Raw genomic sequence first — 22,809 nt, 5'->3', positions numbered from 1 at the left:
TTTTTTTAGAATTCTAGTTGTAAACCAGCTCGTACTTGTCTACTAATAGGGTAAGTACCTTTATCAATACCTCTAGTACTTAAACCATTGTTACCAACTTCTGGGTCAAATCCATCATAACCAGTAATAGTAATAAGATTTTGTCCAGTAACGTATAGACGCAATTTAGATAGGCCTATTTTTTCTAATTTTCTTTTCGGTATACTATATCCCAAAGTGATATTACGTAATCTTACAAACGTTCCATCTTCTAACCAGTAATCATTTCTACCTCTTACGTTGTTGTGAGTAGAAGAACCTCTAAATACTGGAATGTTTGAATCAGGATTTTGAGGAGACCATTGGTGTACTAAGTCTTGATGATTACCTTCTTGGTAAGCATATGCTTTGTTACCATTCATGATTTCTCCTCCAAAAGCACCGAACCATTGCATAGAGAAATCTACACCTTTATACCATGTGTTAAAGTTGAATCCCATTTCAAATTCTGGTGTTCCACTTCCCATGTATTGTCTATCGTTAATATCAATAATACCATCACCAGCATCTGCAACACCATCGCCATCAGTATCAACTGTAAGTGCATCTATTAATCTTAGATCACCAAGTTGTGCACCACTACCAGGATATTCAGCTAAATAAGCGGCTAACTCTTCATCATTTTTAATAATACCATCAGTCTTAATTAACATGAAAGCACCTGCTTCTAAACCTTCTTTTAACACAGAAACTGCATCTCTATCGTTGTCTGTACCAGAGATTGTACTATCATCAAAGTAAATCAACTTATTGGTGTCTGCCATTTTTGTAATAGTATTTTCATTTTTGGTATATGTTATACCAGCATTCCAAGACCATTTACCTTTATGACGGTAATTTGCAGCTAATTCTACCCCTTGGTTTACCATATCACCAACGTTTAATACTACCTCGGCATTCTGACCAGTACCACCACCTACTGTTGGAGGAAGTAATACAGAGAATAACATGTCTTTTTTGTTTGTTCTATAAACATCAGAACTAAATGTTAATTTGTTGTTTAAGAACGAAATGTCATAACCGAAGTTGGTAGAAACAGACGTTTCCCATTTAACATCCTCGTTAGCAAAACCTTCTTGAATTGCTCCGTTTAATAATGAATCATCACTATTTCCAAAAAGATAGTCATTTTCAATTATAATAGTTGGCTGGTAGCTATAATCCGAGATACCTTGGTTACCAGTTGTACCATGACTTGCTCTAATTTTAAACGAAGACACAGTGTTTTTTAAAGGTAGCCAGAAATCTTCATCAGAAACATTCCATCCAGCAGAGAATGAAGGGAAAATACCCCAAGGGTCTTTTCTAAATCTAGAAGACCCATCACGACGAACACTTCCACTTAATAAATACTTTCCTTTGTAGTTATATTGTAACCTTCCTAACATACCAATTAACGTGTTTTCTCTATCTTGAGTCCAACGGTTAGTACCGGAACCTGCTTGAGGATCTTCAAGTGCATTGTTAAGAACATCTAGCTCCGAACTAAATAAATCAAATTTTCTAGCCCAAAATTGAGAGTAGTTATATTTCTCTGCTGAGTATACTCCAGTAAACTTAAGGTTGTGATTTCCAAAGCTTTTGTTAAAGGTAAGAATATTTTCGATAGTAGTCTTTTTAGATACTGTACTTTCGTTATATATCTGAGCTCTTTGTTGTGTAGGAACCTCGTTTCCTTCCCAATCGTAAGCCGTATATTTAGGGTTTATTCTTCTTCTAGTAGTATTGTATCTACTTATAGAAGCTCTTGTCTGGAATTTTAAATCCTTAGTGAAATTGTACGTTAAAGTTAATGCACCGTCAAAGTAGTCTTGTTCTTCTTTATCGGTTTGTTGTAATCTATAACCTAAATAGGATAGGTTAGCAGCACTTGAGCCTTCACCACCTTCAGCAGTAGAATCAGCATCAGGGTCAATTGCAGCTTGGAAAGCATCAAATCTAATAATCTCTTTTGTTAATCCCCAAGGAGAACGCTCTTGCTCACCAGTTCTAAATGAAATACCAGTTCTAATATCCCATTTACCTTTAGAGTATGATGTATTAGATCTTACATTGAATCTTTCTAATCCAGATTTAATGATAGGACCTTCTTGACTAAAGAAGTTAGCAGTAATGTTGTAAGTTAAGCCGTCTTTACCTCCGGATACACGTAAACTGTGGTTTTGAATAGGTGCATTATCATTTTGAACAACATCCTCTAAACTATTATTGTTTGCCAATTGATGTCCGGCACGTTCAATAACTGTCCATGTATTACCATATACACGTTGCTGTTGAGCCCAAGAAAGTAAGAATTGTGTATACCATCTATCTTCTGCTTCCATTATAGGTGTTCCAGAAGTAATGTTTTGTATACCATAATAACTATTAATACCTACTTTCATTTGGCCTACCTTACCTCTTTTAGTGGTAATTAAGATTACACCGGCAGCACCCCTTGTACCATAAATAGCTGTAGAAGCTGCATCTTTAAGTACATCAATAGTTTCAATTTCTTCCATACTTAATCTTGGATCTCCTTCAAAAGGAATACCATCCACTACATATAATGGTGAATTGGCTCCAAAAATAGAAGTTAAACCACGAATTTGTACATTGGCTTCAGATCCTGGTTCACCAGAACTAGACGTTACAGAAACCCCTGCAATCTGTCCTTGTAAAGCAGATCCAACATCAGATGTAGCTTGATTCATGATGTCTTCAGCCTTAACTTGTGCAACCGCACCAGTTAACTCTTTCTTTTTCTGAGTACCGTAACCTACAACAACTACCTCATCTAAAGTAGAAAGGTCTTCTTGTAACGATACATTAAGACTTGTCTGATTACCTAAGGTGATAACTTTATCTACAAAGCCTAAATAGCTAAATTGTAGTTTGTTACCGGGAGCGGCTTTAATCTCGTAGTTTCCGTCAAAGTCTGTAATTGCCCCTGTTGAAGTTCCAACAACTATTACAGTGGCTCCTGCCAATGGTTCCCCAGCGCCTGTTACTTGTCCTTTTAGTGTTTTTGTTTGGGCATAAGCCGAATTAAAACTTATAGAACAGATAAGTGCAATAAGAAAAACCTTGAACTGCCATCCTTTGAATAGCGATCTTTCAAGTAATTTGATTTTCATATTTTGTTAGTTTTAAATGTTTTGATAGACAAATTTGTGTAAAAAAGCCAGTTTCAAGGGAAACAAATGTCCTATTGAGTAGCACAAAAGTTTTATATGTTAAATTTGTGTTATTTATCTGTTTATTTTAAGTTGTTGATTATCAATGTTTTAATTTGATGTTTTAGCTTTTTGTTAAGAAGAATTGGATTAAAGTTGAACAGGTTTTTATGAATTGCAAGGAAAAAGCCCAACACTTAAATTGACCTTTAGAGGTATCATAATAATAAGGTAAAATAGGATAAGGTTTTGATAAAATGAATTTAATACACCCTAGGTCTTAACCTTAATTTTATCCTCTCAATAAAAAGAGGGTAATGAGGAAAAATTATTTAAATATAGTTGTATTAATAACTTTTGTTTTATCTGGATTAAGTGTGAATTCTCAAACGGCAGGTTCAAGACCCAATGTAATTGTAATCCTTGCAGATGATTTGGGATATGGCGACGTTGGATTCAATAGAGATGCTTATAATAGCACACATCCTTTTCCTGCTGAAAGAGGAATAATACCTACTCCAAATATTGATGCTTTGGCAAATAATGGTGTTATTTGTAGGAATGCACATGTTGCGCATCCGTTTTGTGGTCCTAGTAGAGTTGGGTTATTAACGGGTATTATGCCTCACCGCATTGGAGCGCAGTATAATTTACCTAACGATAATACTACCACGTTAGGAGTTCCAACAGAAGAAACCTATTTTACTAACATACTTCAAGATGAAGATTATAACACTGCGGCCATAGGTAAATGGCATTTAGGTCATGAAAATGGATCTTATCAACCTTTAGATAGGGGCTTTGATTATTTCTTCGGTATGTTAGGAGGAGGTAAAAACTATTTTGAAAGTATCTATGAAGATGCTTATTATAATAGACTTGGAGGAAGTAATCCAGTAACGAATGAGTATCAAGATCCGCTTTGGAGAAATAGAGGTTATGTGGCAGAAAACGAATTTAGTGATACTGGTGAGGAAGATTATTTAACAGATGTGCTAACAGATGAAGCTATAAGCTATATTGCTGCGAATGCACCATCCTCCGATCCTTTCTTTTTGTATTTGTCCTATAATGCGCCTCATACACCCTTACAAGCACCAGCAGCAGAAATAGCTCAGTTTAAAGTTGATAATCCTAATTTTGAATCTCTAGTTAATAATAGTGATTACATAAAAAACTCTAATCCAGTTACCAAACTACCAGTTGCTGAACAACAAGCGCAAATTGATGAGTTAACTGATGCACGCGTAACTTATGCAACCATGGTAGCTAACATGGATAAGAATATAGGAAGAGTAGTTGCAGAATTGCAAAAAGATATGACTGAGTTTAATAATACCGTAATTATATTTTTAAGCGATAACGGCGGGTACACTTTTAGTAAAGGTGCTGTTAACTGGCCTCTTGATGCTTTAAAAGGTAGTGTTAAAGAAGGAGGACATAAAGTACCAATGTTCGTGCATTGGCCAGCACAAATTTCTTCGAGCTCAATTTATGACCATCAATTAAGTTCTTTAGATCTATATCCTACACTGGTAAATTTAGCTGGAGGAACTATACCTGTGGATAAGACTTTAGATGGTGTAGATTTTATGGACGATTTGATTGCTGGTACTGACGCCAGACCAGATGAATCCGTAATTATAATGAGACCTCAAAATGGATTTCATAATGGAGGACTTTCTAATGGTAAATGGAAAATTGTTAAGACCGCAAGTGGGGCATGGAAATTATATGATATAATTGCTGATCCTGGTGAAACTACCGATGTTAGGTCTACAGAACCTAATGCAGAACAGATTATTCAAGACATGTTAGATGATGGTATTGCTACGGTAGTTAATTTTAAAGATGTAAAACCATTGTGGTACGATAATGACGGAGATGGTAGTGGGCACCCTCATAGCTTTTTATGGAATGATGGCACGTTACCCGCTTACAATGCATTATTTGAAAGTTCACAATTATTATTAGAAAGTGAAATAAGTCAAATTAGTATTGAAGGTGTTGAAGATGCTGTTGAAGGTGAAACAAACGGGGTGTTCACTGTAAGTTTGCCCGAAGGTGTTCTAGCTCCTGAGGATATAACTATTACTTATGCTGTTAGCGGAGAAGCAACTAATGGTGTTGACTTTACAACACTTTCAGGAAGTGTTACAATATTAAACGGTGAAAATAATGCCACTATTGATATTGCTGCTTCAAGTGATGGTTTAGATGAAACTAGTGAGACTTTAACCATTACATTACAGACAACAACTTATGGAACGATAGATACCAATCCAGTAAGTATTTTTATTTATGATGCTATTGCACCTACCGTATTAACCGCTGGAGATATAGCAATTGTAGGTTTTAAAGCTGAAGGGACAAATAATGGTGCTATAGCGTTTATGTTACTAAAGGATATAAGTGCAACAACTAAACTTTCTATTTCTAATAGATCGTGGAAAGGAACTCAAGATGGTTGGACAGGAGATTATAGCGTAGATGATATTTGGACATGGACGTCTGGAGATGCTTATAATACAGGAGATATTTTTAAACTAGATTCTGATGGTCTTGTTAAAAGAATAGTAGGTAATGCTGAAGTTGTTGCTGGAACTACATCTCATGACCATACCGGAAAAGATGCCGAACCTAGTGATGGTGATTTTGATATGGCAACAGGTGGTGATGGAATCTTAATTTTCCAAATAGATCCTTTTGCATTACCAACAGATCCTAACTCTAGTGTGTGGATTACAGGTTTAAATACCAACGGTGGATGGGGAACAGGCGGAGGAAATACCTTTTGTGCACTACCTACTGCATTAACAAACGGTGTAAATGCAAACGCTGTAGGTACAGATCAGGACAACGGCGTTTATACTGGGGCACTAAATGGAACTTCCGAGCAATTAAGAACAAGTATTAATAATTCCGCAAATTGGATAACTTCAGAAACTACAAATTATAATTTGTGGCCTTATAGTGAAACTTCAGGTTCGGTTGCAGGTCAAATTGGATCGTCAGGAACTTTAAGCAATACAGATGTTTTGTCTTCAGAATTTAGAATCTATCCTAATCCAACTTCAAATACCATCCATTTAACTTTTAAAAATTCAGTTGAAAAAATAGAATTAGAGTTGTTGTCAATAACGGGGCGAAGTATTAAGTCATATAGTTTTAATAACACAGATAGATTAGAGCTAAATACAGCAGATTTAACTCAAGGAACATATATTTTAAAGGTTCTAGCTGATGATAATTTAAGCGTAAAAAGAATTTTAAAAAAATAATATAGTTGATAATATGATTTGGAAAAAAGCTTATGATTTTGTCATAAGCTTTTTTCTTTTAAATCTGTTTTGAATTTTCTTGAAAAAACCTTGTAATACCTAGGTAATATAGTGTATGTTAAGGGTAAATATAGTTATTTAATGTCCTTCTTCAATATATAATTTTACGCTGATAAACTAGATTTTTTCGATTAACTAAACTAGTTAAAAACTGTTAGGAATAAGGAAACTCTTAACAGGTTAATTTAATTAAAACAAGCTAATTAAACTTAAAAAAATGAATGTGAAAAGCGTATTATTTATTAGAAAATTACTGGGCAAATCCACGTTCTTTATGTTTTTGTTTTTTACTAGCATTTTGCTAGCTCAAACAGGAAATTTAAACGTAAAGGGGGTTGTTTCAGGTGAAGATGGTATGCCAATTCCTGGAGCGTCAGTTGTTCTTGTTAAAAACGGGAAAACAACTGGAGCAGTTACAGATTTTGATGGAGTTTATTCCATCGAAGCAAGTATTGGTGATACACTTACTTTTAGTTATTTAGGGATGACTTCTCAGTCAATCAAAGTTATTGGAGCAGAGTTAAATGTTGTTCTAAAAGCCGAATTAGATGAACTCGAAGAAGTAGTCGTAATTGGTTATGGTGCTGTTAAGAAAAAAGAATTAACAGGAGCTGTAACACAAGTGAAAGCTGAAGCTCTGGAAAAGATTGTAAGTGCAGATTTAGGATCCGCATTACAAGGTCAGGCTGCAGGTGTTAATGTTGTAGCTTCTTCAACTCCCGGTGGAGATTCTGAAATTCTTATTAGAGGTATTACATCTTTAGATAACAATACACCGCTATACGTGGTTGATGGAATTGTTCAGGAAGGCGATCCTAGAATTCCACCAACAGATATCGAAACTATAGATATCTTAAAAGATGCGGCTTCTACAGCAATTTACGGGGCAAGAGGAGCAACAGGTGTAATTATAATTACAACAAAACAAGGTAAACCAGGAACCTTACAGGTTAGATATAATGGCAATTACGCCATTCAAAGGAGACAAGCTGCAGTGCCATTAATGAATTCTGTAGAACAAACTTATTTTGATGTTGTAACCCAAAGAAATACAGGAGGAGCCTTAGACGATGAAGTAAGATTACAAATTTTACAAAATCCTATTTCTTTCCAGAACGAAACTAATTTAAATGACATTTTATTTAGGCAAGATGTTCCAACGCAAACGCATAATTTAAATATTTCTGGGGGTACTGCCGATATTACATATAATGTTGCTCTTGGCTTTTTTGACCAAGAAGGTATTCAAGTAAATTCAGCGTATCAACGTTTCAATACACGTTTTAATACTGTTTATCAAAAGAACAAGGTTAGACTGCAATCTAGTTTAGCTTTTATTCAAGATAATAGAGATATTCCACAGGGCAATTTACTTTCACAAGCCATCGTATATAGGCCAACACAAAACGGTCTAGATTTAGATAGTTTTGATGAGCTAGAACAAGGTGGTGATGATGTTAACCGTTTAGGTTGGGTTTTGGAAAGCTTAAGAACAGAGCAAAACCAGAAAAGCGTTAGAGTAAATGGATCTTTCCGTATAGATTATGATATTACTAAGAAATTGAAATTTACAAGTAATGTAGGTATTACAACTTATAACTCTTACAGAAAAGACTATAGACCTTATCAAGAGATTTTTAATACACAGGGTATTTTACAATCGCAACCTATTAACAGTTATATAGACAATAGAACAAATTATAACAGGTCTTTAAATATTAATGCAGGATTAACTTATCAGACAACATTAGCTGAAGATCATAAATTTACTTTTGCATTTTTTGCAGATAGAGAACGTTATCAAAATGAGGCATTTAGAGCCAGACGTCTAGAGGCAACAAATCCAGATGCAAGAGTTTTAAATTTAGCAACAGGAGATCAAAGTGTTACTTCTGGATTCGATTATACCACTACAAGAATTGGTACTATAGGTCGTGTGCTTTATGGATATAAAGGGCGTTACTTATTAAGTGCAAGTGTTCGTAGAGATGGTTCTTCATTAGTATCCTATTTAGTATCTCCTAAGAAACAATGGGGTACCTTTCCAGGTGTATCATTTGCTTGGAATGCTTCAGATGAACCATTTTGGAGTAAATACAAAAGAATCGTAAATAATTTTAAAGTAAGACTATCTCACGGTACTATTGGTAATGACCGTGTTAGGCCATATTCATTTATTCCAGGTATAGAACAGAATATTAACTATATAGGGAATTCAGGAACAGGCGATTTTGTAAGTCTTGGGGCAACACAATTAGACTTTGCTAATAAAACTTTAAAATGGGAATCTACAACAACTTCTAATGTAGGTATTGATTTAGGTTTCTTAAAAAATAAACTTACGCTTACTGCGGAGTACTACTATGCAGATAAGCAAGATATGTTATTCCCAGTGTTTTTACCATTATCTGCTGGAGGAGGAAATAACGCTACAGTTACACTTAATGTTGGTAACATGGTTAATAAAGGGCTTGAGCTTACAGCAGCATATAGAGGTAAGTTAGGAAAGGTAAGGTTTAACATGAATGGTACATTCTCAACGAATGATAATGAAATAACCAAAATTAACGGTAACTCAAACTTTCAATTAACTAATGATTTTGGTTTAGTAGGTAGAGCACCACAACAATCTAGAGTTACAGCATTAGCAACTGGTCACGAAGCTGGGGCATTTTTCCTTTGGAGAACCGATGGTATTATAGATACCGAAGAAAAGCTAGCTGAATACCAGTTAATAGATAACAATGCTAGAATGGGTGATACGAGATTTATTGATCAAAATAATGACGGAATTTTAGATGATAACGATCGTGTTTACAGCGGTAGTGGATTACCAAAATACGAACTAGGGTACACTCTAAATTTAAATTATAAAAGTTGGGATTTCTCAATGAACTGGTATGCCGCTTTAGGGCAAGAAATTATGAATGGTTTTGATGCTTGGGCCTATGGTTTTGGAAGACATAAAGATCTTTTATATCAATGGTCTGAAGCCAATACAGATTCTCCAATACCTGCATATAGAAATGATGTACGTAGACATCCAAATTATTTAGGTTATAGTGATTTATGGTTAGAAGATGGTTCTTATTTAAGACTTAGACAAGTGTCTTTAGGATACGCAATTCCTAAGAAAACTGTAGAAAAATGGGGCTTAAAATACTTAAGGTTTTATGTGAGAACACAGAATCCATTGACGTTTACCAAGTACTCAGGTTACAACCCTGAAATTGGAGGAGGAGTAGTATCAAGAGGTCTAGATAAGGATACCGGACCAATTTCTATTCAGTACTTATTTGGAATGAACTTAAACTTTTAGAAAGAACTTTATTTGTTATGAAACATATATTAATTAAATCAATAGTGTTAGTCTTAACATTGAGTGCAATTAGCTCATGTTCAGATAACGAGTTTCTACAAGAGCAAAATCCAAATATTATTGGAGTAGATCGTTTTTGGAGAAACTTATCAGAGACACAATCTGGGTTAAATGCGGTGTATCAAACATTGTATCACCCGGCAGTATTAAACGTAATAGCCGAAACTTTAAGATCGGATATGGGATATCCGGGATATGGACGCCCAGTTCCTCAAAATACAGAAGATTTCTATTTGCATACCTATAACGGGGGAACAAATGAAATCATAGACAAGTGGCAAACATGTTATCAAGGAATATTTAGAGCAAATCAAGTTATTGAAGCTTTAATCAATATCCAAGAAACAGCAATCAATGAAGAAGAATGGACCTCGCAAATGGCTCAGGCAAGATTTTTTAGAGGGTTATTCCATTATTATTTATATACAACCTATAATGAGGGTAGTATTATAATCAGAGACTTTGTTCCCGTTACTAATGAAGATTATGCAAAAGGACTTTCGCCTGAAGAAGAGGTTATTGCATTTGTAAGAGAAGATTTAGAATATGCTTATGCTAATCTTTATAAGAAAGGAGAATATCCTAGTGGGGATATTACCAGAGTAACCTCTGGAGCTGCTGCAACTATTTTAGGACATAGTTATTTGCAGGAACTAGAGTACAATAGAGCAATGCCATATTTTGATGATGTAATCAATAACCATGGTTATGAATTAGAATATGATTTAGACAAAATGTTTACCACTGCAGGTGAGTTTAATTCGGAATCTATTTTTGAAATCAACTTTAGTTTTATTGATGCAGATTTAACCAATGAAAGCAGATGGATTGGTGAAACAGGAACAAACTGGCTAAATCAACAAACGTCTAACACAAGAGGTGCAGTAGGACCTGCGTGGATAGCTTATAAGTATAAAACAGAACCAATGGATCCTTTAGATAATAGGAATTATTATAATGATCCTGATACAGGTCTAACCTTAAGAAATGTGCCTTTAAGAGCATCTTCAATGATCGCACTTGTAGACGATACGCAAACAACTTATTATGAGGTACAAACTAGTGCCTATAACAGGTTTCATGGAACTGCGTGGGGGTTTGCTTGGTGGAAAAAATATACGAATCATGATATTGTAGCCACAGAAGGGCAACTACCAACAGGATCAGCAACATTATCAGAAAAGAATGTGGTTGTAAATAGATTATCTGAAGTTATTTTAATGCAAGCCGAGTGTAAGATAAAAACAGGAGATGTTAGTGGAGCTCTAGAATTGATTAATGAGGTACGCAGAAGGTGGGGATTAGTGCTTCTTGGTGCACAAGGCGGAGATACGAACAGAACTTATGACGATGTTACTTACGATGCAGATGCTTTAATGACACGTTTAATGTACGATGAAAAACCATTAGAAATGTCTATTGAAGGGCATGCTATACGTTGGTTAGATTTCGTGAGATGGGAAAAGTCAGAAGGTTATGGCTTTAAAGACAGATTGCAAGAACTAGCTTCAGAAGTTTATTATGGCGTTAATTTTACTTATGTAAATGATGAAGGAAACAGTAGAACTAGGTTTAACTTCCCATCGTTAGAAGGCACACAACCAGCAGGCGCTCATATAGTTGTTGATTATGAGTATGATACTTCGGCATTAAATTACAACGAAAGCACACAGAGGTATTACCCAATTCCTTTTGCAGAAGCTAATGCAAATCCAAACGTAAATTAAAAAGACTATGAAAAATATAAAAATATATACTATTCTTTGCATTGCATTCCTTGTTCTTTTAGGCTGCGAAGAAAAAGAATATGCTGAGTTTACGGCACCTGATGAATTATCGGATGTGTCTTGGTTAATAGGTACGCAGCCATTTGTAAATGATCCATTTAGTATTAATGTTGATACCAATGTGCCTTTTTTAGATTTATCTCAAGGAACAGTAAGTCATGAATGGATAATTGAAGAAGGAAACAAGTTTTTAAGAACAGGATTTAAATCGCAAGATTCCATTTTTGATGATTATATAATGGAAGACGCTGGTTTATCTATAACAGACCCAAAGGCATTTGTGTTGTTTAAAAACAGCGGTATAAATAGGGTAAGACTTCTTAATAAATTTGAAGAAAAAGTAACTTATAGATCTAGTGCAGGAAACCTAGAGGCACATCAAGAAGGAGATTTATGGGTAATTGATACCACATTTACTTTTGATGTTTATGCTAAAATATTACCAGCCTTTTCAATCTTAAAAGATGGTGTAGAAATATTAAATGTAACAGGAGAACAAGAAACATCTATTGAAGATTCAGATAGTTGGCCTGTTGTTGAAATAGAAGCGGCAACAGGTTTAACTTATAGAGATAATACAACTATAGGAAGACCAAATACCACAACTTGGATTATTCCAGATGGTGTTCCAAATCAAATTGGAGGAGAAGAAAGAGAGATTAAATTCTTTAAGTTAGGTACGTTTGATGCTGGCTCATTAAGATCATTACGAATTAATGAACTACCTAGATTTACTGCAGAAAAAGTAATTCCTTTAAAAGTTAGAGTTGTACAGTCTAGTCAACCTTTTCAATTTGATGGAGCCTTAACAGAAGATGAAAATGAAGTTATTAGATTTAGAGTTAATGGAGAATTAGTGCCTTTTAGTGGTGAAGAAGATAACTTTACCGTTAATGTAACCAATGCGGTTTCTGGATTTAATCAAGATATTCCAGTAGCATCAGCACGTGTTAGTGAAGACAATGCTATTTTCATGGAATTAATTCTTTCACAACCTATTTATAATAGTGATGTAGTTACGGTTTCATACAATGGAAATGGAAGTATTGAGTCTGCAGATGAAAGACCTCTTGAAGCTTTTGGTCCAGAAACTGTGCAAATGCATTTTGGAGGTAATGTTATACCAGAAAAAGGGCATGCAAGTTTCGAAGAACCAAGTGGTGCAGCCAATAGAGCTTTCGCTTTAAACTATTTTACTGGTAATAACAATATATTAGGTGGAGGCGCTTTTGCTTTTGAAAGAACAACAGAAAGAGCTTCAGATGGCACTGCAAGTATGAAGTGGAGTACACCTGCTTCAAACCCATTACCAAATGTTAATTTATGGAGTTTTGGTTTAGCTCGTATTGCTCCTATACCTGCAGGTACATACAGGATTACCTATGATTTGTATATAGAACCAGGTACTACCTTAAAAACATTTAGAACAGAATTCAATAAACCAGCATTTAGTAGACAATTATGGAATATTGAAAATGAACCTAGAGGGGAGTGGATAACAGTTTCTAATACCGTAACAACCCAAGAGATTACACCTGCCCAAAACTTAAGGTTTACGTTTAGGCCTCATGTAGCTGAAAATGCTGGTGTAACCGGAGCGCAAGTTATGTATATAGATAACTTACAATTTATTGAGATTGAGGAAAGACCTTAAACATATATCAAATTAAATAAGAGGTAATATGAAAAATATACAAAAATATATAGGCGTATTAATATTGGTTTTTACTCTTTTCGCATGTGATGAAGAAAGTAATTTTGATGAGTTTAATGCTGTTTTAACACCAGTTTATAGCTTAACTAATATTAGTAACGGACCACACAAGATTAACGTTTATAAAGAAAAAGCATTAATAGTAGAGTATATTACAGAAGTAAATGTAAAAAGCTTCCAATCATCAGGATATACAGATGCTTCTACAGATACAAATTTTGAAGTGTCTGTAACAAAAACATTAGAAGATGGTTCTACCCAAGCTTTAGTTATTTCTGCAGATAAAGCATCTGGAGCTGGAACTTTAACAATTGATGGTACTACCATACATGATATTGTTTTAAAAGAAGAAGATGTTTACAATTAATCCTTATTAGCGGTTTTAGTAAGTCGATTATTTAGTTAGTTAAGGACGAAACCTAGGTTTCGTCCTTATTTTTTTCTGTTATTTCAACCAATGTATTTTTGAATTTAAACGTCTTGTCTCTATAGTTTATGAGAATCAAATAAGCCGATTTAAGCCATTTAAAAGCTAATTACTCACTCTATGATGAAATATCGTTTTACCTCTTAGAAGCGTTGGTAAACACTGTTTTTTTGAGTTATTGTATCCATTTGTCGCTAGTTCCTTTTATATAGTATCCCTTAAAATACTTTACTTTAAAGAATTATACATAAAAAAAAAACACCTCTTTAAGAGGTGTTTTAACAATCCAAAAACAATTAACCAGTTTATTCTTTTAAGAATTTTTTGGTTGAAACTCCATTATCTGAAGTTAGTTTAACTAAATACATTGATTTGTTTAAAGAAGCTACATTAATATTATCTGTAACATTGTATTGTGTAAAAACCGATTTTCCTAATAAATCAAATATTTCAACTTTACTTATTGGTTCTAACGTATTTATATGTAAAATGTCTTTAACAGGGTTAGGATAAGCTCTAAATTCAAAAGCATTTTTATCATTAGTAGATAAACTTCCTGCAGCAACAACTGTAATGTCTATATCTATGGCAGTTCCCCAGCCACTTGTGGTAGGATTTGTCCAGTTCTTTCCATTCAATCTTAAAACATTAGTTCCTAATGTAGCAGTAGGATACACAACAACACTTATTGTATTTGTATGAGGAGATGTTTCCCCAGGATGAGCATAAGTTACGTTCACTGCATTAGATTGATTAGGGTTAGCACCACCAGCACTTTTTATAACACCAAAATGTCTTTCAACATTGTTCGATCCATGAGTAAGTGTAAAAGTCACATTAAGAGTTTCCCCTTGTTCTACCGTAATTGGAACTGATGAGAAATCTGTTCCTAGCGCACCTTCACCAGATCCACCTGTTCCTCCTCCAGTAGGCGTTATGGTTACATCTGATACATTTTGTGCAGAAATAACCCCTGTAGCTCCAAATAATATGGCTAACAATAAGTTAAAGTAAAGTTTTTTCATAATTTTTTATGTTTTATTTGTTTGTTATTCAAGCAATTTACCTCGCATTTAGACTTTTTTTTTATCCAAAATTACCTTCCACCTATTCTAATTTATCTTTTTGACTTTCAGTTACTTTATTAATTGTTAAAATATTTAAAAGCTAAAATGTTATTTATTATCTTGGAAGAGTAAATAATGATTAAGCTTATTCAATTTTACCATGAAAAAGGAGATTATTGTGGTTTTAGGGGTAATATTGATTGTTTAATTTAAAAATTTCACATATGAAACTAGTTTTAAAAAATACCGAGAATTTTGTAAATAAACGTATCAATATTGCAGAGAAAGAAGTGCCATGTTTGGATTCTGCATGGCATTACCATTCTGAGTATGAACTGCTATATATTTCTAAAAGTAGCGGTATTAGATTTGTAGGTGATAATGTATCTCATTTCTCTCCTGGTGAGTTGGTTTTAATTGGACCGTATTTGCCTCATTTGTATAGAAATGATCCCGCTTACTATGAAGAAGGAGGAGATCTTAAGGTAAAAACCATTGTAATGAAGTTTTCAAAGAATTTCATGGGAGAAGGTACTTTTGATAATCCTGAATTTGCCAGTGTAGCTAAACTTTTAGAAGAGTCTAAATTTGGGGTTTTGTTCGACAAGAATATTAGTAGAGCACTGCATGATGAAATAATTGAATTAACACAGTTGTCTAAAGGAGAACAATCTATTAGAATGCTAGATTTTTTATATAGATTGTCTCATGTAGAAGAAAAACAAGCATTATCTTCTACCGATATGAGGCAGTTTTCAACAGAAAACCCAGATAGATTAGATACTGTTATTAAGTACATTTCAGATAATTATATGAACTCCATTTCTCTTGGAGATATAGCTAATATAGCCTGCATGACTACCAATTCATTTTGCAGATTCTTTAAGAAAATGACCAATAAATCCTTTACAGAATTTTTGAATGAAATTAGAATTAGAAATGCGGCAAGAATGCTTGTGCAGGAGAATTATCCTATTTCTGAAATTTGTTTTCTTGTAGGGTATAAATCTATTCCAAATTTTAATAAACAATTCAAACAAATTATGGGAGAAACACCTAAATCGTACAGGTATAAACTGTAGTTAATAGGTAGTATTTAGGTATGTTAGTTAATCTATCAATTTTAATAGTTTTTCTTCTTCTTTTAATTGTTGCTATTTCAAAATGGAAATTGCACCCGTTTGTAGCACTTATTTTAACTGCTTTGGCATTGGCTACGTCTTTTGGCCTTGGAGGTAAAGAAGCAGTAGATGTTGTTTTACAAGGCTTTAGTGGTACTTTAAGAGGTATCGCAATTATAATTATTATTGGGGCTTTTATAGGTGAGGTTTTACAAGATACAGGAGGTGCTTTTCGAATTGCCAATGCCATAGTAAAATTAATTGGAAAAAAGAAGTTACCATGGGCAATGGGAATTACAGGATATATTGTATCAATACCTGTTTTTGTAGATGTAGCCTATATTCTTTTGCAACCTGTAACAGAATCTTTATCGGTTAAAAGTAAAAAGCCAGTTTTGTATATAGGATTAGCGTTAGCAGCAGGTTTAGCAGTTTCGCATACACTAATTCCTCCAACTCCTGGTCCTTTAGCAGTAGCAGAATTGTTAAGTCTAGATTTGGGAAAAATGCTGCTCGTTAATATAGTGGTAGGCATATTTGCAATGGTTGGTGGTGTTTTATGGGTAATTTACTTTTGTAAAAATGCATGGCTTTCCTATGATAAAGAATTAAGTTCAACGCTCGTTTCGGAAGAGGATGAATTGGGTAAAGCGCATAAATCTGGGAATGTTTTTTTAGATGTTTTACCTATAGTTGTACCAATCTTTCTGATAGGTATAGGCTCATTTGTTAAGCTTGAATCACAAAACGTATTTACTTCAATTTTCAATTTTATTACTATTCCGCTAATAGCCGTTTTATTAGGTGCTTTAATTGGACTTTTTCAGTTAAAAAAGCCAAGGTCTAGCAAGCTCAATACTTTAGTGGAACAGGCTATTGTAAAGTCGGCTTTAGTTATTATGATTACAGGAGCTGGTGGCGCACTGGGTTTTGTAATTAAGGAAACCGGTATTCAAAATGACATCGTTAATGTATTTTCTAACTTCCCATTTTTAGGGATTTTATTACCCTTTTTGGTAGCGTCGTTATTAACTATCTCAACAGGTTCTATTACGGTATCCTTGGTTGGTAGTGCTTCCATGCTTGCCTCAATGGTTGATAGTCTACCTGTATCACCAGAAATGGTTGCCGCCTTAATTGGTTGTGGGGCATTCTGTGTTTTTCATGCCAACTCTAGTTTTTTCTGGCTACTTAACAGGTTGCATAATGTACCTCCTAAAACATTGTATAAAACATTCACTATGCAATCCTTAGTAATGGGACTTTCGGGGTTAGTAGGTGTATTTTTACTTAGACTTATTGGTTTTTAACCTTACTTTAATGCGGGCTTGGTTTATATTGGTAAAATAATATATATAAAGGGTAAGTTTTGTAATTAAGGCACTAACAATTTTCTATTGTTTTGTAATCTAGTAAAATAGGTTTTAAATGAAAAAGAATAGAAAAAGAATAGTACAATTTTTAGCCCTGATTTTAATCGTAATATTTTCTGCTTGTTCCTCAAGTGATTCACCTTCGGAGGATGACAACAGTGAAGAAAATGAACAGCCAGAAATGGTTGAAGAAGAAATAGGTGAACTCCTACCAATGTCTGACCCTACTAATATTGGTCAATGGACTTTAAATACCGACATAAGTGATGAGTTTGAAGGAGAAGCTCTAGATGAAACAAAATGGCTAATTCAGGGAAGAAATGGAGAGTATAAATCAAACTTTGTAGGAAGACCTCCTTCTCAATTTTCAACTGAAAATGTAAGACTAGAAGATGGTAAATTAAAGTTAGAAACAAGATGGGATCCAGATTACAATTTTTCTCCAGCTACGCACCCAAGAACAGGAGAGGAGTTTAAAAATATTACAACTGCAGCGGTAATTACAAAAAAGGAGTTTTTATATGGCTATATGGAGGTTAAGTGTAAAGCAGCAGATGCCGAAATTACGAGTTCCTTTTGGGCAACAGGAAATAACACCGAATTCGACTTTTTTGAGATGTTTGGAGATCACAGGCAGTCAAATAAATTATGGAGAGATCAAGAATTATGGTGGTCTATTCATGATTGGTCATCAGATGGACAGGGAAGAACAACCTACACCGAACACCATGATTTAGGTTTTAGAGTAGCAAGTGACTTTCATGTATACGGTTTTGAGTGGGATGCTAACGGTCTCAAAATATTCATAGATGGCGAACTTTTTAGGTTTGTTTCTAAAGCAACTATAAATGCTTATGACGATGTTGCAAATAGTAACGGAGGAAATGGGGCTAAGGAAAATTTTGTTGTAACAAAACCAATAGCCCTGTGGTTCGATCAAGAAACCTTTCCTTGGCATGGTGTGCCAGATAGCAAAGCAGACTTGGAACTTAGTAGTCCAATTGGAGAGAAGGAAGATGGGAAGGTAGACTTTGAAATAGAATACTTAAGAGTATGGCAAAAAAGCTAAGAATCAATTAATATTTAAATCAAGATGTTAAATAAAGTAATAGCATTAGTAGTAATAATATTTGTAACGTTTAACTGTAAAAGTCAAGATGTTACTAAAGTTGAACATCAGCATCAAAAAGTATTGCCTTTTTCCGATCAAGACAATAATGGTGGATGGGTTTTAAATAAAGAGGTAAGTGATGAATTTGATGCAGAAACAATTGATGAAAATCGTTGGTATATCGTTGGGAAGTTTAAAAATGGAAAACCATTTTACAAACACCCAGATAAACCAAATAAAAAGGTTTGGAAAGGAAGAGCGCCTTCTCAGTTTTCGGGTAGAAACTATCGCTTAGAAAATGGAAAATTGATTTTAGAAGCACGATGGGAACCAGATTTTCCATTTAGTGATGAAATAAGAAAACCTGTTTTTGGAGAAGCTTTACCCTATGAAAACATAACAACTCCATGTTTTATAGGTAGAAAATATTTTAAATATGGCTACATAGAAATTAAAAGTAAAGCCGCAGATGCTCCTGTAACAAGCGGATTCTGGTCCATGGGTGAACGATTAGAGTTTGATTTCTTTGAAACTTATGGCGGAACAATAAACCCTAAGAAGAAGCATTTGGATAATCAATTATGGTGGTCTATTAGAGATTGGAACAAACCTATGACAGGTAAACCGGCCTATACAGAAAAGAAGGATGTTGGTTTTAGAATAGCTGATGACTGGCATATATGGGGTGTAGAATGGGATGAAAAAGGGGTTAAGTACTATATAGACGGAAAGTTGTTTTCTCAGGTAACGGCAGAAGAGGTTACCGCTTGGGCTAAAGAAAATAGAAAAAATCTTAATCTGCCAGAAGATTATAATGGTTATGTAGCAACAAGACCAATAAGTATTTGGTTAGATATGGAGATTTTTCCTTGGCACGATATTCCTAAAAGTAAGGCCGAATTAGAAACCCATAGCCCAGAAGGAGCAAAGGAAGATGGAGTTGTAGATTTTCAGGTAGAATACCTTCGCGTTTGGCAAAAAAAGTAAAATCATCGAGTAATAATTAAAAATTTAATCATGAAAAAAATCATAGCATTAGCAGCATTCTTATGTGTAGTATCAATGTCTTTTGGACAAAACAAATGGCAACAAAAAAAGATTGATTATTTTGTAGAAGCGGCTGCAAAGGAGTTTAAACTAGATAAAAAACAAACCACTAAACTTTCAAAAGTTAGAACTACGTACTTTTTAGAGTACATGGAAATAGTAAAGAAAGCAAAAAGTGGAGCTATTACGCAAGAGGAAAAGAAATCTCAAATCAATGCGCACAACCAAAAGTTTAATACAAACTTAAAAGCAATTACTGGTACGGATAACGTTCAACCTTTCTTGGTTAGAATGAGAAACGAATTAAAAAACGTAAAATAGGATACATCCAATATATTTTGAAATGCGATTTGTTTTATCAAATCGTTTTTTTAACCAAAAGCATTAAAGTATTAAATGAAAAATGTATTTGTAATAAAGAAACTTTTGGCAGTGGTAGTGTTACTCACTATTACCAGTTGTAAAGGCCAATCTGCTGAGAAAAAAGAGATAGTTCTAGATAAAAAACAACCTAATATCCTTTTAATCTTATGTGATGATTTAGGCTATGCAGATGTTGGTTTTAACGGGTCAAAGGACATTACGACCCCTAATTTAGATGCCTTAGCTTCAAAAGGAACAATTTTTAATGAAGCTTATGTAGCGCATCCTTTTTGCGGACCTAGTAGAGCTAGTTTGTTAACTGGTAGGTATGCGCATAAAATAGGGTCGCAGTTTAATCTACCAACAGAAGGGGATGAAAGTAAAGGTATTGATGTTAATGAAACTTATATAAGTAAAGTGCTTCAACAAGCTGGCTATTATACTGGTGTTATGGGTAAATGGCATTTAGGATATCAAACGGAATTCCATCCGAATACAAGAGGTTTTGATGATTTCTACGGATTTCTTGGTGGCGGGCATAATTATTTTCCGGAGCAGTTTAAAGCAGCTTATAAAAGACAGAAGGATAGTGGACGGAAATTTATATGGGATTATTTACGTCCTTTAGAACATAATGGTAAGGAGGTAGATGAAACCGAGTACATTACAGATGCTTTATCTAGAGAAACAATAAGGTTCATAGATGAGGCTTCTAAAAAAGAAAAGCCATTTTTTACATACCTGTCTTATAATGCGCCTCATACGCCGTTAGAAGCAAAGGAGGAAGATTTAGAACGCTTTAAGCATATTGAAGATAAGAAGCGAAAAACTTATGCGGCAATGGTTTATGCCGTAGATAGAGGTGTTGGTAAGATAGTGGAGAAGCTAAAAGAAACCGGACAATATGATAATACCCTAATTATTTTCTTTAGCGATAATGGCGGTAAAGTAAAAGCGGGAGCAAATAACTTTCCATTAACAGATGGAAAAGGAAGTGCGCATGAAGGTGGCTTTAGAGTACCTATGTTTTTCCATTGGCCAAATGTTGTTCCTAGTGGAAAAACGTTCAGTCACCCAGTTTCAGCTTTAGATATGTATCCTACACTTGCAGCTCTTGGTAATGCTGCAATTCCAGAAGGTAAGTTACTTGATGGAAAAAATATTTGGAAAGATTTCTTAAACAATAAAAACCCAAGAAAGGATGAAGCATTATTTATAATGAGGCATAGAAAAGGTTTTAGTGATGTTGCAGTTAGAAAAAATGAATGGAAGGCATTGAAAGTATATCAGAAAAAATGGAAACTTTTTAATATTGAAAAGGACTTAAGCGAAAAGCAAGATTTAAGTACTAAGCATCCAGAAGTTTTAAAGAATTTAATAGCCGAAGGACAGGAGTGGAGTAAGACACATGTGGAACCCTTATGGTTCCATATTGAGAAAGAAGGAGAGCACTGGAGGAACGATAAAATGCCAAGATTTAAAGAAACTTTTAAACTAGACTAAAACTATACAGTAGGGTTAGTTCTATAAAAAAATAGATTAGAAAAACTATGCTGGTGATTTTTTCTTTATCTTGAACAGAATGAAATTACATCAGTTGTAAATAAGGTAATATAGGTTATTTCAAGGGTAAATTAAGAAATTATTAGAGCTCTATTAAGAATTAATTTAGTGTCGAACTTAAAAAGGCAATTTTAATTCCTAAAAGCCTTTAACGTAAATGATTATATAAGATGGTAATTGAAAAAATTGAAACTTTTATTTTAAAGGATAAACTTTCAAAGAGTTTTTTCTTCTCTCAGTGGGAATATTCAGAACGTTGTATATGTGTTGTAAAAGTAACTGCTGCCGATGGTACTTATGGATGGGGTGAAGGTTACGGGCCAGCACCAGTTTTAGAAGCTGGTATTAAGCTTTTAGAACCCTTTGTAGTTGGAGAGAACCCATTAGAAAATGAGGTGATTTGGAATAAAATGTATAGAAAAACGCTCGATTTTGCTAGAAGAGGTATTCTTGTGGCTTCAATGAGTGCTATAGATATTGCAATTTGGGATTTAAAAGGTAAAATTTTAGGACTACCTGTCTCTACACTTCTAGGGGGTGCGCATAGAAATAGAGTGCAGCCTTATGCTACAGGTTTATATTTTACAGATCATAATAACCCTTCAAAAGATTTTGAAGAAGAAGCTAGATTATACATCTCACAAGGGTTCAAAGCCATGAAAATGAAAGTGGGCTTAGGTATTAAGGCTGATGTTGAAAATGTGAAGAAGATGAGAGAGGTTATTGGTCCGGATATTAAACTAATGGTAGATTCTAATCATGCCTACACATTACGCGAGGCTACTGAATTGGCAAGGAAAATAGAAAAGTATGATATTGGTTGGTTTGAAGAGCCAATTTCGCCAGAGTTTTATGAACAGTACAGTGAATTAAGGCAAAAAACTACCATTCCAATTTCGGGAGGAGAATGCGAGTATTTAAGATTTGGATTTAAGCAACTTATAGATCATAAATCTGTAGATATAATACAACCAGATATTTGTGCAAGCGGTGGTTTAACTGAAGCCAAACGAATTTCAGCTTTGGCCAGTGCCAATGGTGTAGATATTATTCCTCATACTTGGGGGACTTCTATAGGTATTCATGTGGCACTTCATTTTATTTCAAACATAGAATCTGTTCCTGGTAGAATGTATCAACCAGATTTCTTAATGGAGTATGATCAAACAGAAAATGGATTGAGGGAAAAACTAACATTTCCATCAATAGAAATGAAAGATGGATATATTGAAGTTCCTAATAGACCAGGTTTAGGTATTGATGTAGATGTAGATGTGCTAGAGAGTTATTCAGAAAAGAAAACAAAAAAAATTATTATCTAA

The 22,809-nt window shown here is 34.3% G+C and carries 14 protein-coding genes; 12 read left to right on the top strand and 2 right to left on the bottom strand.

Features of this window, described 5'->3' with window-relative positions:
• Window positions 1–5 precede the first annotated feature (5 nt).
• Entirely contained in the window at window positions 6–3,155 is a 3,150-nt protein-coding gene (locus tag FUA24_RS01570) for a SusC/RagA family TonB-linked outer membrane protein (RefSeq protein ID WP_148539752.1), read from the bottom strand.
• Window positions 3,156–3,511: 356 nt separating this feature from the next.
• Here FUA24_RS01570 and FUA24_RS01565 point away from each other — a divergent pair, with 356 nt between their 5' ends.
• The 5 genes from FUA24_RS01565 (at window position 3,512) to FUA24_RS01545 (ending at window position 13,782) form a co-directional block, all read left to right on the top strand.
• The gene (locus FUA24_RS01565) at window positions 3,512–6,475 is read left to right on the top strand and encodes a sulfatase-like hydrolase/transferase (RefSeq protein ID WP_148539751.1); all 2,964 of its coding nucleotides are present in this window, start codon (window positions 3,512–3,514) and stop codon (window positions 6,473–6,475) included.
• Between the two features lie 277 nt (window positions 6,476–6,752).
• The gene (locus FUA24_RS01560) at window positions 6,753–9,854 is read left to right on the top strand and encodes a SusC/RagA family TonB-linked outer membrane protein (protein WP_148539750.1); all 3,102 of its coding nucleotides are present in this window, start codon (window positions 6,753–6,755) and stop codon (window positions 9,852–9,854) included.
• Between the two features lie 17 nt (window positions 9,855–9,871).
• The gene (locus FUA24_RS01555; protein WP_148539749.1) at window positions 9,872–11,641 is read left to right on the top strand and encodes a RagB/SusD family nutrient uptake outer membrane protein; all 1,770 of its coding nucleotides are present in this window, start codon (window positions 9,872–9,874) and stop codon (window positions 11,639–11,641) included.
• 7 nt (window positions 11,642–11,648) lie between these two features.
• The gene (locus FUA24_RS01550; protein ID WP_148539748.1) at window positions 11,649–13,355 is read left to right on the top strand and encodes a hypothetical protein; all 1,707 of its coding nucleotides are present in this window, start codon (window positions 11,649–11,651) and stop codon (window positions 13,353–13,355) included.
• A 28-nt stretch (window positions 13,356–13,383) separates the two neighbouring features.
• A complete protein-coding gene (locus FUA24_RS01545) occupies window positions 13,384–13,782 on the top strand; it encodes a hypothetical protein (protein ID WP_148539747.1) in 399 nt (132 codons plus the stop codon).
• A gap of 365 nt (window positions 13,783–14,147) precedes the next feature.
• Here the strand turns inward: FUA24_RS01545 and FUA24_RS01540 are convergent, their stop codons facing one another.
• Entirely contained in the window at window positions 14,148–14,867 is a 720-nt protein-coding gene (locus FUA24_RS01540; RefSeq protein WP_148539746.1) for a T9SS type A sorting domain-containing protein, read from the bottom strand.
• A 266-nt stretch (window positions 14,868–15,133) separates the two neighbouring features.
• Here FUA24_RS01540 and FUA24_RS01535 point away from each other — a divergent pair, with 266 nt between their 5' ends.
• The 7 genes from FUA24_RS01535 to FUA24_RS01505 all read left to right on the top strand — a co-directional run bounded on the left by FUA24_RS01535 (window position 15,134) and on the right by FUA24_RS01505 (window position 22,809).
• Entirely contained in the window at window positions 15,134–15,991 is an 858-nt protein-coding gene (locus FUA24_RS01535) for an AraC family transcriptional regulator (RefSeq protein ID WP_148539745.1), read from the top strand.
• 20 nt (window positions 15,992–16,011) lie between these two features.
• The gene (locus tag FUA24_RS01530; RefSeq protein WP_148539744.1) at window positions 16,012–17,340 is read left to right on the top strand and encodes a GntP family permease; all 1,329 of its coding nucleotides are present in this window, start codon (window positions 16,012–16,014) and stop codon (window positions 17,338–17,340) included.
• Between the two features lie 118 nt (window positions 17,341–17,458).
• Window positions 17,459–18,472 (top strand): family 16 glycosylhydrolase, encoded by a 1,014-nt coding sequence (locus FUA24_RS01525; RefSeq protein WP_246146923.1) that lies wholly within the window; start codon window positions 17,459–17,461, stop codon window positions 18,470–18,472.
• 24 nt (window positions 18,473–18,496) lie between these two features.
• Window positions 18,497–19,501, top strand: coding sequence for a family 16 glycosylhydrolase (locus FUA24_RS01520; protein WP_148539743.1), 1,005 nt, complete (start codon window positions 18,497–18,499; stop codon window positions 19,499–19,501).
• Window positions 19,502–19,531: 30 nt separating this feature from the next.
• Window positions 19,532–19,882 (top strand): hypothetical protein, encoded by a 351-nt coding sequence (locus FUA24_RS01515; RefSeq protein WP_148539742.1) that lies wholly within the window; start codon window positions 19,532–19,534, stop codon window positions 19,880–19,882.
• A gap of 75 nt (window positions 19,883–19,957) precedes the next feature.
• The gene (locus FUA24_RS01510) at window positions 19,958–21,427 is read left to right on the top strand and encodes a sulfatase-like hydrolase/transferase (protein ID WP_148539741.1); all 1,470 of its coding nucleotides are present in this window, start codon (window positions 19,958–19,960) and stop codon (window positions 21,425–21,427) included.
• A gap of 230 nt (window positions 21,428–21,657) precedes the next feature.
• Window positions 21,658–22,809 (top strand): mandelate racemase/muconate lactonizing enzyme family protein, encoded by a 1,152-nt coding sequence (locus FUA24_RS01505; protein WP_148539740.1) that lies wholly within the window; start codon window positions 21,658–21,660, stop codon window positions 22,807–22,809.

Source organism: Seonamhaeicola marinus (genome assembly GCF_008085455.1).
The sequence above is the reverse complement of the archived record's forward strand: the minus strand, read 5'-3'. Positions and strand labels throughout refer to the sequence as shown.